Below are 14,433 nucleotides of genomic sequence, written 5' to 3' on the forward strand. Positions count from 1 at the left end.
TGACGTCTATCCCATCAACTCTTGCAGGCGTTTTTTCTGCTGCCCTTGCTCGTCGAAGTTGTCGGGATCCAGCCATCGCTCAAAGCCGGCCTTGATTGTCGGCCAGCGGTCGGCGGTAATGGCAAACCAGTCGGTATCACGACTGCGGCCCTTGGTGATCACCGCATACCTGAAAGTGCCCTCATGGCTGAAGCCGAATCTCGCCGCCGCCCGTTTGGATGGTGCATTATGGCTGTCGCACTTCCATTCACAGCGACGATACCCCAAGTCCTCAAACAGGTGTCGCAACATCAGATAAATCGCTTCGGTGGCGCTCGAGCGCTGCTTCATCGCGGGTGACCAACTGACATGGCCAATCTCCGCCACGCCGTTACCTTCATCGATGCGCATATAGGCAACCGTCCCGACCGGCGTTTGGCTTGCGCAGTCAAACACCGTCAGGTTAGCCAACGTGGGGTTCGCCTGCAAGGTTGTCAGATGCTGCAGCATGGCAGCAAGGCTTTCCGGCCGCTCTATCGATAAATAGGTCCAGTCGCGGCCATCGGGTGCCTGCTGGAAAGCACTGAACAACGCGACATGATCGCGCTGTGGCTCAAGCGGTTCCAGATGACAAAAGCGCCCGTCAAGCGTCTCACCGCAGGGCCGTTTCGCCGCTTGCCAATCGGATAATGGCTCACCCACCGGCTGGCCGAATTGATTGATCACCATAAAGCCTCCGCAACCTGCCGTTAACGTTCGTAAATAATAAACGACGTTCTTTTACCTATTTTATCGTACAGCGAACGAGCCGGAGAATTATATTCCTGCGTCGCCCAATAAACCCGATCACAGCCCTTTTCATCCGCCAAGCGATAGGCCTGATTAAATAGTTTTTCAGACACTTTCTTGCCGCGCGCCGCGGGCGAAACATAGAGATCTTCAATATAGCAATAGCCAACAGAGCTCCAGGTCGAAGGGTGGAATATCAGATTCATCAATCCCAACAGCTTGCCGTCTTTATCTTCCGCCACCAGACCATAAACCTGCGGCTCTTCACATAAACGTTCGAAGGTATGGTCGGTTACCTGCGCCGAAATATCCGCCCGATAAAAATGAAGATATCCCTGCCAAAGATCCAACCATTGTGACTTATCATCGGTTTGTATTCTGCGTACTACTACTTCACTGTTTACTGGATGCATGTTGCCTCACGGGTTTTTCTAAGAAAAAGTAACGTAATACCAACAGGATACACCGGCCAACGCAGCCTGAACACAGACCAATTAATAACAATGAGCAGACCAATTTTAGCGCCCTGACTGCCTTTAGCCTGGCATAGGTAACGAATAAAAAATGCATGATAACTTTTTGATAAATTTTACAATCTCGTCGGGCGCATAGGCAGCAAAGCCAAATACCAACGCCCCTTCACTTGGCGAATGGGTATAAAAATCAATCAGCCCGTAGACCCTCATGTCCTGCGCAGCAGCGGCCTGAATCAACCGTCGCTCGGTAGCCGCGTCCTGCAACGGGCAAACCAATTGCAGCCCGCCCTGCGGTAACCGTGGCTGAGTCCAGGCGGCAAGATACTGATGCACCGCCGCATGCAAAATCTCCAGCCGGGCCTGATATATTTTTCGCATATTCCTTAAATGTTCGGCATAGAAATCTTCATTGATAAATTTAAATAACGTCATTTGCGGCAGCGCCGAAGTATATCCATCCTGGAATTGTTTGGCGGCCACCATGGGTTTAATTAGCTGTGGGGGAACAATAAGAAAACCAATGCGCAATCCTGGAAACAGGCTTTTGCTGAAAGTGCCGATATATAAAGTTCGCTGATATTGGTCCAGTCCCTGCAACGCCGCGGTAGTCAGGCCGTTATAATTGAATTCGGAATCGTAATCATCTTCGAGGATCCAGGCCTTTTCACGCTGTGCCCATGCCAGCAGTTTTAATCTTCGTTCAATACTGAGTGAATGCCCCAGCGGATAATGGTGGGACGGCGTAATATAAACGCCCCGTCCGCCCTCTTCGGTATTTATTAACGCATCAATATCCATCCCACAAGGATCCACCTCAATCGGCTGGGCGATTAATCCCGCCGACTGAACCAGTTTTTTCGCGCCCTGATAACCGGGTTCTTCCACAAAAACCCGGTCGCCGGGATTAAACAGCACCTGAGTACACAGCGAGAGCGCCTGCTGGGAACTGGTCACCACAATCACCTGTTCGGTGCTGGCTTTAACCCCTCTTTCGCGCCGTAGATACTCAATGATCTCCTCCCTTAATTCCACCAAACCCTGAGGATCGGCATAACCCAGCAGGCGCTCCGCCCCCTGCCGCACCGCCTGCCTTTCCAATTGCAGCCAACTGTCGATGGGGAACAGGCGCAAATCGGGCAGTGAGGGGGTCAACGAGCCGCTGCGGCGGGTATGCGGAGCATGGGCAGCAATCAACAAGGAACGGCCATGCACACTCAGCTCTCGCTCCACCAGCAGGGCCTGGTCGGTGTTGTCAGTCGCCAGCAGTTCGCGACCGATCAGAGTGTCTTGCTGGTAGCTGACAAAGCTACCGCGCCCCACGGCACGGGCAATATAGCCCTCCGCTTCCAGTTGAGCATAGGTCTGTTCGACGGTATCGCGTGAAATCGCCAATCGAGCCGCCAGAACCCGGCTGGGTGGCAATTTTGCCAGGTAGCTCAGGTCACCCGCCGTCACCTGCTGTTTGATTGTCAGATGCAGCGCAGCCTTACGCGTCATTCCTTGTCGTAAATGCTCAATAAAGCTTGTCTGTATCGCATCTGGCGAAACGTCCTGCTGGCTGTCACCGCTGTGTTTCATGCTATTCCGGATCAGAGATTTCCCGTACCGCAGGAGGGTAAACCAGCGGTGGCGTTGTTGGTTAATTAATCGAAATCAATGTGGGTGTGAACAAAATGTTTGAAACAGATCATCCACCGTTCATTCGAAGCGCCCGCCTTAAACCAATATAACCATACCAGCAGCTTGCTCTTAATGTGGTTGTCTACTTTTCATTACTCATCCCCGCCTGTTCACCGCTGCCGGATAGCAGCGGCGTAGGTTCGTATTGCCTGCAGGGACATTATTGTGATGCATGTTCAAAGTGGAATTATGTCACAACAGCACAACCCTACGCCGCCCTGGCGTAACTTTCTCAAAAAGCCCCTGGCATTAATCTCACTGGCGGCCTGGGCCGCTGGCGCGCGGAGGATATCACCCGCGCCCTGAAGACCGGCCGTAACCACCGCTCAGGTACAGGAGATCCGCAAAAACAGCGTCACCAAACCAGAGCACCCTTAATATCTGCCGGGAGCCCAAACGATTGAGCTCCTGCCTTCTTCTCGCAGCCCTTTCCGTTTAAGTTTGGTTTAACTTCTCATGGGCATTGTTTATCCAACGTTTATTGGACGTTGCCGATAATGACCGCGCACCAAAAATCGATAGCGCTTATTTCCAGCCAAGGCTCTGCGTCCCTTGCGGTAAATGCTGGTTATACCTACCATAACGTCAATATCACGTTCGGATGGTCAAGGTTATTGCACGCTATCCCTCACACGCTGCCGAGCGTGTTACCTTTTCAGCGTGGGTGACAGGATGTTCACCCGCAGATATACAGGAGTCCACCATGCGAGTACTGGTTGTTGAAGATAACGGTTTACTGCGCCACCACCTCTCCGTACAGATGCGTGAAATGGGCCACCAGGTTGATGCGGCAGAAGATGCCAAAGAAGCCGATTACTTCCTGCAGGAGCATGCGCCGGATATCGCGATTGTCGATCTCGGCCTGCCGGGTGAAGACGGCCTGAGCCTGATCCGCCGCTGGCGCGCCCACCAAATGAAATTACCGATCCTGGTGCTGACCGCCCGTGAGAGCTGGCAAGACAAGGTCGCGGTGCTGGAAGCCGGTGCCGATGACTACGTCACCAAGCCGTTTCATTTGGAAGAAGTTATTGCCCGTATGCAGGCGTTGATGCGCCGCAACAGCGGCCTGGCCTCCCAGGTGATCGTCTTGCCGCCGTTCCAAATCGACCTTTCGCGCCGTGAGCTGAGCGTCAACGAACAGCAAATCAAACTGACCGCGTTTGAATACACCATTATCGAAACCTTAATCCGCAACGCCGGTAAAGTGGTCAGTAAAGACTCGCTGATGTTGCAGCTGTATCCGGACGCCGAACTGCGCGAAAGCCACACCATCGACGTACTGATGGGCCGTTTGCGTAAAAAGGTGCAGGCCGAATACCCACAGGAAGTGATCACCACGGTTCGTGGCCAGGGCTATCGTTTTGATGCGAAGTGAACATGATGTTCAACAAAAATAAAAAGCCTTTTTCCCTACGAGCCCGCTTTTTGATGGCCACCGCCGGGGTGATCCTGGCGCTTTCACTGTCCTATGGTCTGGTTGCGGTAGTGGGTTATATCGTCAGCTTCGACAAAACCGCCTTCCGCCTGCTGCGCGGTGAAAGCAACCTGTTTTTCAGCCTGGCCCAATGGAAAGACAACAAGCTCACCATCGCCATTCCGCCCGATATCGATCTCAACTTCCCTACCCTGGTGTTTATTTACGACGATAAGGGCAAGCTGCTGTGGAGCCAGCGTCAGGTACCGGAACTGGAAAAACGGATCAACAAAGAGTGGCTGGAAGAATCCGGTTTCTACGAAGTTGATACCGATACCCGAATCAGTAGCGAAGTCCTGGGTAACAACCCCAAAGCGCAGGATCAGCTCAAAGACTATGACGACAACGACCAGAATGCGCTGACCCACTCCGTGGCGGTCAATACCTATGCGGCGACCACAAGATTGCCGGCGCTAAGCATCGTGGTGGTCGACACTATCCCGCAGGAACTTCAGCGTTCAGACGTAGTCTGGGAATGGTTCAGCTATGTGTTGCTGGCTAACCTGCTGTTGGTAGTGCCCCTGCTGTGGCTGGCGGCCTATTGGAGCCTGCGACCGATCCAGGCGCTGGTGAATCAGGTCGGCGAACTGGAAAACGGTGAACGGGAACAGCTCGACGAGAACCCCCCCAGCGAACTGCGCGGGCTGGTACGCAATCTGAATATTCTGGTTCGCAACGAGCGTCAGCGCTATACCAAATACCGCACCACGCTTTCCGATCTGACCCACAGCCTGAAAACCCCGTTGGCGGTACTGCAAACCACATTACGCTCACTGCGTACCGGCAAACAAACCACTATCGAGGAAGTCGAGCCGATCATGCTGGATCAGATCGGGCGTATCTCTCAGCAAATTGGCTACTACCTGCATCGCGCCAGCATCAACTCCGGGCAAACGGTGCTGACTCGCGAGATCCATTCGGTACCGGCCCTGCTGGACAGCCTGACGGTGGCGCTGAACAAGGTATATCAGCGCAAAGGCGTGGCGATCACGCTGGATATCTCGCCGGAAGTGACCTTTATGGGTGAAAAAAACGACTTTATGGAAGTGATGGGTAACGTACTGGAAAATGCCTGCAAGTACTGTCTGGAATTCGTTGAAATCACCTCCCTCCACTCCGATAAATATCTCACCATCGTCATCGATGACGACGGCCCAGGCATTCCGGAAAGCAAACGCGAGTTGATCTTCCAGCGCGGCCAGCGGGTAGACACATTACGCCCCGGTCAGGGCTTGGGATTATCGGTAGCGGCGGAGATTATTGAGCAGTACGACGGCTCCATTACCATCAGTGACAGCCCGCTTGGCGGCGCACGGATGCAGGTCACTTTCGCTCGTCAGCACGACTCCCACCATAACGAGTAAATTCTGTTGCTCAGGCCCCGATCCACGGGGCCAAACTTCCGTTATAATCGCACTCAGGCTCACTCCTCTATCCTGGAATAGAACATGGATTATCAATTAGATCTGGACTGGAACGACTTTTTGCAGCGTTATTGGCAAAAGCGTCCGGTGATTCTGAAGCGTGGCTTCAAAAACTTTATCGATCCGATCTCCCCGGATGAGCTGGCTGGGCTGGCGATGGAAAACGAAGTGGACAGCCGTTTGGTTAGCCACCAGGACGGCCGCTGGCAGGTGGCTCACGGCCCATTTGAGAGCTTTGACCACCTGAGCGAGAACAACTGGTCGCTGCTGGTGCAGGCAGTCGATCACTGGCATGAGCCATCCAGCGCGCTGATGCGCCCGTTCCGTCAACTGCCGGACTGGCGGATGGACGACCTGATGATTTCGTTTTCGGTACCGGGCGGCGGCGTTGGCCCGCATTTAGATCAGTACGACGTGTTTATCATTCAGGGTACCGGCCGCCGTCGCTGGCGCGTGGGCGAAAAAGTGCCGATGAAACAGCACTGTCCGCACCCGGACCTGCTGCAGGTTGAACCTTTTGACGCCATTATCGATGAAGAAATGGAACCGGGCGATATTCTGTATATTCCGCCGGGCTTCCCGCATGAAGGCTACGCGCTGGAAAACGCGCTGAATTACTCGGTGGGTTTCCGCGCACCGAACGGTCGTGAATTGATTAGCGGCTTTGCCGACCACGTGCTGGCACGCGAGCTGGGCAGCAAACGTTACAGCGATCCTGACATTCAGCTGCGTGAACATCCGGCGCAAGTGCTGCCGCAGGAAGTCGACGCCCTGCGCCAGATGATGCTGGATCTGGTTGAGCAACCGGAACACTTCCAACAGTGGTTCGGCGAGTTTATCTCCCAGACCCGTCACGAGCTGGATGCCGCGCCGCCGGAGCCGCCTTACCAGGCAGGCGAAATCTACGAACTGCTACAGCAGGGCGAGCCATTACAACGTCTGGGTGGCCTGCGCGTACTGCGCGTTGGCGATCAGTGCTTTGTGAACGGCGAACTGATGGATACCGTGCATCTGCAGGCTGTCGATGCCATGTGCCAGAACTTCAGCGTCAATGCTACCCAGTTGGGTGACGCGGTGGACGATCCGTCGTTCCTGGCGCTGCTGACCGCACTGATCAACAGTGGCTACTGGTATTTTAAAGACTGAAGCTGAAATCATTCTCATAAAGCCACCCGCCCCAGGCGAGTGGCTTTTTTTATGCCCGCAGCGCCTGCGTCAGGTAAGCATCAAGCTCATCGTCCGGCATGCCCGCCTGCCTGGCTGCTGCGCAAATCTGCTGCCAGGTGTTGGCATCTATCGGGATCCCCTGCTGCAAGCGTTGTTCGCGATTCGCCTCTTCCCACTCCCCCGGTACCTCAATCGGCCGACCGTCACTTGGCGGTGAGGCTTTAACCCAGTCAATAAACGCCTCAGCCTCACTTTGCATCTCAGGTGCCGCAAAGGCCTCAGGGTTGAGGATAATGGTGGTCATACAGTTGAAAATGGCGTCGGTGTTGGATTTCAGCGTAGCACTATGGGTAGTTCGCCCGCCCGACAGTGCACCGCCGAGGATCTCGCACAGGGCGGCCAGCGCATAACCTTTATGTGCGCCAAAGGGCAGCAACGAACCAAACGGCTGCTCGTGCATCACTTTGGGTTCGATAGTGGGTTGTCCATGCGGGTCAATCAGATAGCCCGGCGCGACGCTCAGCCCCTTGTTGTAAGCCACGCGGGTTTTACCGAAAGCGATACCACTGGTGGCGAAATCCAGCAGCAGCGGCTTTTTACCGGTACGGGGGAAAATAACGCAGAAAGGGTTGGTACCAAAGCGACGATCGCTGCCGCCAAAAGGTGCCACCATAGGGTCGCCCACGACATTGACGAAGTGAATGGAGATAAAACCGGCACGTGCACACTGTTCAGCCCAGTGACCAATACGGCCGATGTGGTGCGAATTATTTAATGCCACCGCCGCCAGCCCCAGCTGCCTGGCTCGTTCGATGCCTTTCTCCATCGCCTCACTGGCGACCACCTGGCCGAAACCCTGACCACCGTCAATCGTCAGGACCGCACCGGCGTCGCGTACTATCTGGGCATGAACGTTAAGCTGTAAATGCCCCTGCGCCAGCGACGCCATATAGCTCGGGATCATGCCGACACCGTGGGAGTCGTGTCCGGCCAGATTGGCCTGAACCAGATGTTCGGCCACGAGCCCGGCCTCTCGCTCGCTACTGCCGGCATGGCGCCAAATGGCCTGTACAAACTGTTCGAGGCATTGGCGATCGATACGGTGTTCAGTGCTCATGATACGGCTCCTTGTGCGGGAAATACGTACTACACTAGGAGCAAATCATTGTTACGGCAAGCAATTATAGTCATCGTAATTGGAGCTATTTGGCGTGTTCTGCCGTCAGCGCAGCGATGCGCATAATCACGGCCACCGCCTGTTCCATCCCTTCAAGGGAAACAAACTCATGCTTGCAATGATAGTTATAACCGCCGGTAAACAGATTCGGACAAGGCAGACCGCGAAACGATAACTGAGCGCCGTCGGTGTCGCCGCGAATCGGCTTCATCACCGGTTCAATATCGCAATCACGCATCGCCTGTTGCGCCAGCGCAATCACATGGGGATGTTCTGCCACCTGTTCGCGCATGTTGTAGTAGCTGTCTTCAATCGTCACTTCGATATAACAATCCCGCGGCAGGCCTTTACCCACCTGCTGGGCTATCTCAACCATCCCGCGTTTGCGGACCTCAAAACCTTCACGCTCGAAATCACGCAGAATATAGTGCATTTCGGCGCGCTCAACGCTGCCCTTAAGGCTGCAGAGATGATAAAAACCCTGATAATCGGCCGTGGTTTCCGGGGTTTCATCTGCCGGTAACGCCTGCTGAATACGGGTTGCCAGTGACAGGGCATTCACCATCACCCCTTTGGCACTCCCAGGGTGAACATTATTGCCGACAATTTTCACCGTCACCGACGCCGCATTGAAGTTCTCGCATTCCAGCTCACCGACACCACCGCCATCAACGGTATAGGCCCACTCGGCATTGAATTGTGCAACGTCAAAAAACCGTGCGCCCTTGCCCACTTCTTCGTCCGGCGTAAAGGCCACGCGAATATCGCCGTGGGGGATATTGCGTTGCTGCAACCGCACCATGGCGGTCAGAATTTCGGCAATGCCTGCCTTGTCATCGGCACCGAGCAGCGTTTTGCCGTCGGTGGTGATCAACGTCTGCCCCAGCATCTGGTGCAGGATCGGGAACATCACCGGAGATAGCACCTCATCGCCAATGCCCAATGCAATATCGCCGCCGCGGTAACTTTCGACGATCTGCGGGTTAACGTGTTTGCCGGTAAAATCCGGTGAGGTATCCAGGTGAGAAATAAACCCGATGGCCGGTACGGGCCAGGCAACGTTGCCCGGTAAAGTGCCCATCACGCAGCCATGCTCGCTGAGCGACACCCGTTCAAACCCCAGCTCAATCATTTCTTGTTGCAACGCGCGCGCCAGCTTCATTTGCCCGTCGGTACTTGGCACATGTTTGACGTTCACTTTGGATTGCGTGTCGAATGAGACGTAGTTAAAAAAACGATCTAGTAGTTTATCCATGGTATCCGCCCTCAGAATATCGCGTTTCATTATGCGGAACCGATCCGGATCAAATATTGCGACAGGTCATTTTTAGCCAGATTTAACGAAAATCATTAACCCTTGTGATGATTTCCCGCATTGACCAGGTCACCACACCAAAAGTTATCGCCAGCCACGGCTTCTGTTGTGTGATCCTCTTCACGACTGGCACCGAGTGTCAGCCAATGACCACCGGTACCTATTTCCGCTGACTAATTGCATCACCGGATCTTTCCTCCTATAACTTAGCCAAGGCAGTGTTTGCCCCTTTCTTTTTCGCCATCCCAGGGAGCTTTATCGACAACGTCGTTATCCATTAAAATATAAAAAAGGAACTGACATGAAAGGTATTATCGATAATATCTTAAGCAAGCTGCAGCTTTTTTCCAAAGCCATGATGGGGCCGATATTCTTTTTGCCGGTTATTGGTTTAATCCTGGCATTAAGTTCTATTCTTACCAACGCCACATTGGTAAATGAAAACTCCGGGGTTTTCCATGTAGGGAAAATGCTCGGCGATACCTTCTGGCCATTATTTGGTAATCTTGGGTTGATATTCTGTATCGGTATTACCTATGGATTAGCCAGGGATAAAAAGAGCGAGGCCGCATTGGTGGCGGTAATGTGCTTTATCATGTTCCTCGGCGCCAACTCGTCTTATCTGCAGCTTAGCGGCCACGTAGCGCAAAAAATCAACGGCGAATTTTACGGCACCGGACAGACCGAGCTGCTGGGGTTCACCGTGGTGGATATGGGCATATTCCTCGGTCTGATCCTCGGCATCACTATCGCCTGGGTGCATAACCGCCTGTGCAACGTTGAACTGAACGGCGTGCTATCGGTTTATGGCGGCTCCAAACTGGTACTGATCGCCATGACGCCGGTAATAGTGCTGTATGCCATCGCCTTCAGCTATCTGTGGCCGGCTATCTCGCACGGTCTGATCTCGCTGACTGGCTTTATGAAAAGCTCCGGTTCGCTTGGCGTATTCGTTTACGGTTTCTTCGAGAAATTCCTTATTCCCACCGGGCTGCATCACTTTATCTGGTCCCCGTTCCAGCTCACCAGCATCGGCGGTTCGATCGTGCAGGATGGCCACACCGTTTCTGGCTCACAGGCGATCTTCCTGGCCTATATGCGCGACCCGAGTATCTCGCCGCTGATGAATGAAGCCCTACGCTTCTCGCAGCAAGGTATGGTGACCATCTTCGGCCTGTCAGGCGCGGCGCTGGCTTTTTATCACACCGCCAAACCGGAAAAGAAAATGTTGGCCAAGGCGATCCTGATCCCGGCCATCACCACGTCGATTCTGGTGGGTATCACTGAACCGATCGAGTTCACCTTCCTGTTTATTTCGCCGCTGCTGTGGGTGATCCACGCGGTGCTGACTGCGCTGTCTCAGGTCGCCTGCAATCTATTCGAAGTGCGGCCCTGGGGTGCCAGCGGCCTGATTGAGTTCCTGGTGTATAACCTGCCATTGCCGGTGGCCCTCACTCGCTGGCCGCTATATGTCGTGATTGGCCTGATTCAGTTCGCCGTCTATTACCTGGTATTCAAAACGCTGGTACTGAAGCTTAATTTGAAAACACCGGGCCGCGAGGATGACGACGAGGTCAAGCTTTATACCAAGCAGGAGTATCAAAATAGTAAAAGTACGCCTAATGAATTGAGTGGAATAATTATTCGCGCGCTTGGCGGTAAAGACAATATTATTTCCGTAGACAACTGTTTCACCCGGCTCAGGGTAGAATTAAAAGACATGCAACGGGTAGATGAAGCGGCATTAAAAAGTACCGGGGCCAAAGGCGTGGTGAAAAATAGGCGCGAGGTTCAGGTTATTTACGGCGTCACCGTTGGCAAGGTCAAAAACCAGGTCGAGAAGTATTTAGCAGCACTCTGACATTTATTAATTTGGGAGATATTAAATGAAATTAACCGTTCTGGGCGGCGGCGGCGTGCGTTCGCCGTTCCTGGCCAAATCTATCGCCTACAACGCCCACCGTATCGGCGTCACTGAAGTGGTGTTTATGGACACCGATCAACATAAACTGGCCATCTACGGTGCCATAGCTCAAGGGGTATTCCAGCGTATTCGCAGCGATATCGCCTTCAGCCTGACCAGCGATGCGCATCAGGCACTGAGCGGTGCAGACTATATCATCACCACCCTGCGTATCGGCGGCGAAGAAGGGCGTATTCATGATGAGCGCATCGCACTCAACCATCAGGTTCTGGGACAGGAAACCACCGGTGCCGGCGGCTTCGCCATGGCAATGCGCTCAATCCCGGCGATTATCGATTACTGCCGATTGATCGAACGGCTGTCGTCGCCAGGCGCAGTGTTATTCAACTTCACCAACCCTTCCGGCATGGTGACCGAAGCTATCATCAAGTCAGGCTTTAAACGCCAGGTGTACGGCATCTGTGACGCGCCCAGCGAGTTTATCCGCGAACTGGCCGAGCTGTTGGGTTGCCGCGAGAGTGAATTGAGTATCGACTGCTTTGGCCTGAATCACCTGTCCTGGTTCCGCAATGCCAGGGTCAACGGTGAGCCGGTAACCGAACGGCTACTGGCGGACCCACGCCTGTATCGCGACACCTGCATGAAATACTTCTCACCCGAGCTGGTCGAACTCTCCGATAACCTGATGCTCAATGAGTATCTGTATTACTACTACTACCGTGAACAAGCGATCGCCGCTATTGTCAGCGCCGGTGAAACCCGCGGCGAGCAAATTGCGCAGATCAATCGGCAGATGCTGGCAGACCTGGCCGAGCTGGACATCCCGAACCAGCTGGATCAGGCCTTCAGCCTCTACTTCAGCCATTATCTGACGCGCGAAAACTCGTATATGCAGCGCGAGTCCAACCAGGGCAAAGTGAAAGAGCGTGCCATGCTGACGCTGCAACAGTTTATCGAACAACCGGACAGCGGTGGCTACGCCGGGGTGGCGATCGATATTCTGGAGGCGGTGAACAGCGGCCAGCAAAAACGCGTGGTGGTATCGATGCAAAACAACGACACGCTGGACTTCCTGCATCCTGAGGACGTGATCGAAATCAGCTGTGAACTGAGCAGTGCGGGCATTCACCCGGTGAAAATGCGTGATATTCCCGACACGCAAAAAAACCTGATCGCTCGGGTGAAAGAGTACGAACGGTTGGCAGTAGAAGCCATTCTTGAAGGTAACCGTAAAAAGGCCATTAAAGCTTTGATGGTGCACCCGCTAGTGAATTCCTACTCGCTGGCAAAAACGCTGGTGGAGGAGTATCTGCAGGCCCATCGGCAATATGCTGAACACTGGCGTTAACCCCGGCGGCGCGGCCTCAGCGGCTGCGCCGTTCAAACCAGGCCTTGATCAGGTTTTCAAACCCCAGCAAACAGTGACCAAAGAACGGATTGGGGTAATAGATATCGTGGTCATACTTCTGACGATCTTCATAGATAAAACGCATATCGGCCTGCTGCGCCAGCGGGCTGTCACCGTCGCCACAGAACGCTGCCAGCCGGATATCGTTACGCTTCACCGCCTCGCTCCAGTTCAATGCCGAACCACTATTGCCCGATTTTGAAATCACGATCACCATATTGAAACGAAAACGCGTCTCCCGATCGAGAATATCGAAGTCCGGCCACAGCGATAAATAGCTGTCGATGCCCAAGGTCATAAACTTGTTGTACATGTACTGCGCCACCAGCTGCGAGAAACCGCTGCCGTGGATCAGAATTTTGCCTTCATCGAGCAGATCGAGGAACTGCGCCTGCTGCTGCACGCTAACCGCCACGGGTGCCGTTTTTTCAGCCAGATAGGCCGGTGCCATGGCCAGGTTGAATTTGATAAAATACACCAGCTCCAGGTAGCCGCGAAATCCCAACTTTTTTGCCAGCCGCACCACCGTTGACGGCGAGCTATAACAACGGGCGGAAAGCGCACGAATACCCTCGTCGATACAAGCATCGGGGTTATCGAGAATACAGTTGAGAATAGCCAGATCCGTTTTACTCAGATCCGCCTGGCTGAATACCTGTTTGAAGTTCACCGTCACCCCGTTGGCGCTATTATGACGAAAGAAGGTGGGTATTTTCTGGAGAGACAGCCCGTGGAGCGGCGGGTGTAACCCCAGGGTGAAAAATTCCCCCAGGGGACAAACCTATGGCTGATCCGCTCGTGCCACCTTGCCTACCAGAAATTTATGCACAAAGCGCGGTACCACTGCGCTGGCCTGGCCATAGTGCTTTTCATCAAACTGACTCTCCACCTGGCTGGGTTCCAGATTCAGCTCCATGGTATGCGCCCCGCCCAACCGGGCCTCATGCACAAAACCGGCGGCCGGGTAAACGTGGCCTGAGGTGCCGATAGCAACGAAAAAATCGGCCTTGGCCAGTGCCTGATAGATTTCATCCATACCCAGCGGCATTTCGCCGAACCACACTATGTGCGGCCGCAGCGGTGCCGGAAACTGGCAGCAATGGCAGCGATCGTCGACGCCAAGATCTTCCGGCCAGTCAAATACCTGCCCAGAGCTGGTGCAGCGCACTTTCAGCAGTTCGCCGTGCATATGCAGCACTCGGGTGCTACCGGCACGTTCGTGCAGATTATCGATATTCTGCGTCACCAGCAGGAAGTTATCCCCCAGCCAGGCTTCGAGATCTGCCAGGGCACGGTGTGCGGCATTAGGCGCAATCTCCGGCGACTGCAGCTGGCGGCGACGCTCATTGTAAAACGCCTGAACCAGCTGCGGATCGCGCTGGTAGCCTTCCGGTGTGGCAACGTCCTCCACCCGGTGTTCTTCCCACAGCCCGTCGGCGGCGCGGAAGGTGCGAATACCCGACTCAGCCGAGATCCCGGCCCCGGTCAACACCACGACAAACGGCTTTTTCAGCTCGGCGGCCGCCATGGTGTCGCGATGAAATATCCGCGAACGAAAGCGCTGATGCAGCACATGCTTACTCTTGCGAAACTGACACAGCCGATGGCGAGTGTGCATTA

General features: G+C 54.2%; 12 protein-coding genes. 5 read left to right on the forward strand and 7 right to left on the reverse strand.

All coding sequences use genetic code 11. The features are described 5' to 3' along the window. Positions 1–6 precede the first annotated feature (6 nt). The 3 genes from OCH02_RS07915 to OCH02_RS07925 all read right to left on the reverse strand — a co-directional run bounded on the left by OCH02_RS07915 (position 7) and on the right by OCH02_RS07925 (position 2,822). Positions 7–708: a GNAT family N-acetyltransferase gene (locus OCH02_RS07915; RefSeq protein ID WP_261430680.1), complete on the reverse strand. Its 702-nt coding sequence runs from the start codon at positions 706–708 to the stop codon at positions 7–9. 20 nt (positions 709–728) lie between these two features. Continuing rightward, positions 729–1,181, reverse strand: coding sequence for a GNAT family N-acetyltransferase (locus tag OCH02_RS07920; RefSeq protein ID WP_261430681.1), 453 nt, complete (start codon positions 1,179–1,181; stop codon positions 729–731). A gap of 123 nt (positions 1,182–1,304) precedes the next feature. Beyond that, entirely contained in the window at positions 1,305–2,822 is a 1,518-nt protein-coding gene (locus OCH02_RS07925) for a PLP-dependent aminotransferase family protein (RefSeq protein ID WP_261430682.1), read from the reverse strand. An 805-nt stretch (positions 2,823–3,627) separates the two neighbouring features. Here OCH02_RS07925 and phoP point away from each other — a divergent pair. The 3 genes from phoP (at position 3,628) to OCH02_RS07940 (ending at position 6,968) form a co-directional block, all read left to right on the forward strand. Continuing rightward, positions 3,628–4,299: a two-component system response regulator PhoP gene (gene phoP / locus OCH02_RS07930; protein WP_012006437.1), complete on the forward strand. Its 672-nt coding sequence runs from the start codon at positions 3,628–3,630 to the stop codon at positions 4,297–4,299. Positions 4,300–4,304: 5 nt separating this feature from the next. Next, positions 4,305–5,762 (forward strand): two-component system sensor histidine kinase PhoQ, encoded by a 1,458-nt coding sequence (gene phoQ / locus OCH02_RS07935; protein WP_261430823.1) that lies wholly within the window; start codon positions 4,305–4,307, stop codon positions 5,760–5,762. Positions 5,763–5,846: 84 nt separating this feature from the next. Then, positions 5,847–6,968, forward strand: coding sequence for a cupin domain-containing protein (locus tag OCH02_RS07940; protein ID WP_261430683.1), 1,122 nt, complete (start codon positions 5,847–5,849; stop codon positions 6,966–6,968). Positions 6,969–7,017: 49 nt separating this feature from the next. Here OCH02_RS07940 and OCH02_RS07945 read toward each other — a convergent pair whose 3' ends face one another. Beyond that, positions 7,018–8,106 carry a malate/lactate/ureidoglycolate dehydrogenase gene (locus tag OCH02_RS07945; protein WP_261430684.1) on the reverse strand — a complete coding sequence of 363 codons (1,089 nt, stop codon included), beginning with the start codon at positions 8,104–8,106 and terminating at the stop codon, positions 7,018–7,020. Between the two features lie 85 nt (positions 8,107–8,191). After that, positions 8,192–9,421, reverse strand: a complete 1,230-nt coding sequence (pepT, locus tag OCH02_RS07950; protein ID WP_261430685.1) for a peptidase T — start codon at positions 9,419–9,421, stop codon at positions 8,192–8,194. A 361-nt stretch (positions 9,422–9,782) separates the two neighbouring features. On the opposite strand from pepT, the gene OCH02_RS07955 reads away from it, so the two are divergent. Together OCH02_RS07955 and OCH02_RS07960 are read left to right on the forward strand one after the other, a co-directional pair. Further along, positions 9,783–11,342, forward strand: a complete 1,560-nt coding sequence (locus tag OCH02_RS07955; RefSeq protein ID WP_261430686.1) for a PTS transporter subunit EIIC — start codon at positions 9,783–9,785, stop codon at positions 11,340–11,342. A gap of 25 nt (positions 11,343–11,367) precedes the next feature. Beyond that, positions 11,368–12,753, forward strand: coding sequence for a glycoside hydrolase (locus tag OCH02_RS07960; protein WP_261430687.1), 1,386 nt, complete (start codon positions 11,368–11,370; stop codon positions 12,751–12,753). A 16-nt stretch (positions 12,754–12,769) separates the two neighbouring features. On the opposite strand, the gene OCH02_RS07965 is transcribed toward OCH02_RS07960, so the two are convergent. Together OCH02_RS07965 and cobB are read right to left on the reverse strand one after the other, a co-directional pair. Beyond that, entirely contained in the window at positions 12,770–13,483 is a 714-nt protein-coding gene (locus tag OCH02_RS07965; RefSeq protein ID WP_261430688.1) for a MurR/RpiR family transcriptional regulator, read from the reverse strand. 111 nt (positions 13,484–13,594) lie between these two features. Next, entirely contained in the window at positions 13,595–14,431 is an 837-nt protein-coding gene (gene cobB / locus OCH02_RS07970) for a Sir2 family NAD+-dependent deacetylase (RefSeq protein WP_261430689.1), read from the reverse strand. Positions 14,432–14,433 lie beyond the last annotated feature (2 nt).

It is taken from the genome of Serratia quinivorans, assembly GCF_946227985.1.
GTDB classification, from domain to species: Bacteria; Pseudomonadota; Gammaproteobacteria; order Enterobacterales; family Enterobacteriaceae; genus Serratia; species Serratia quinivorans_A.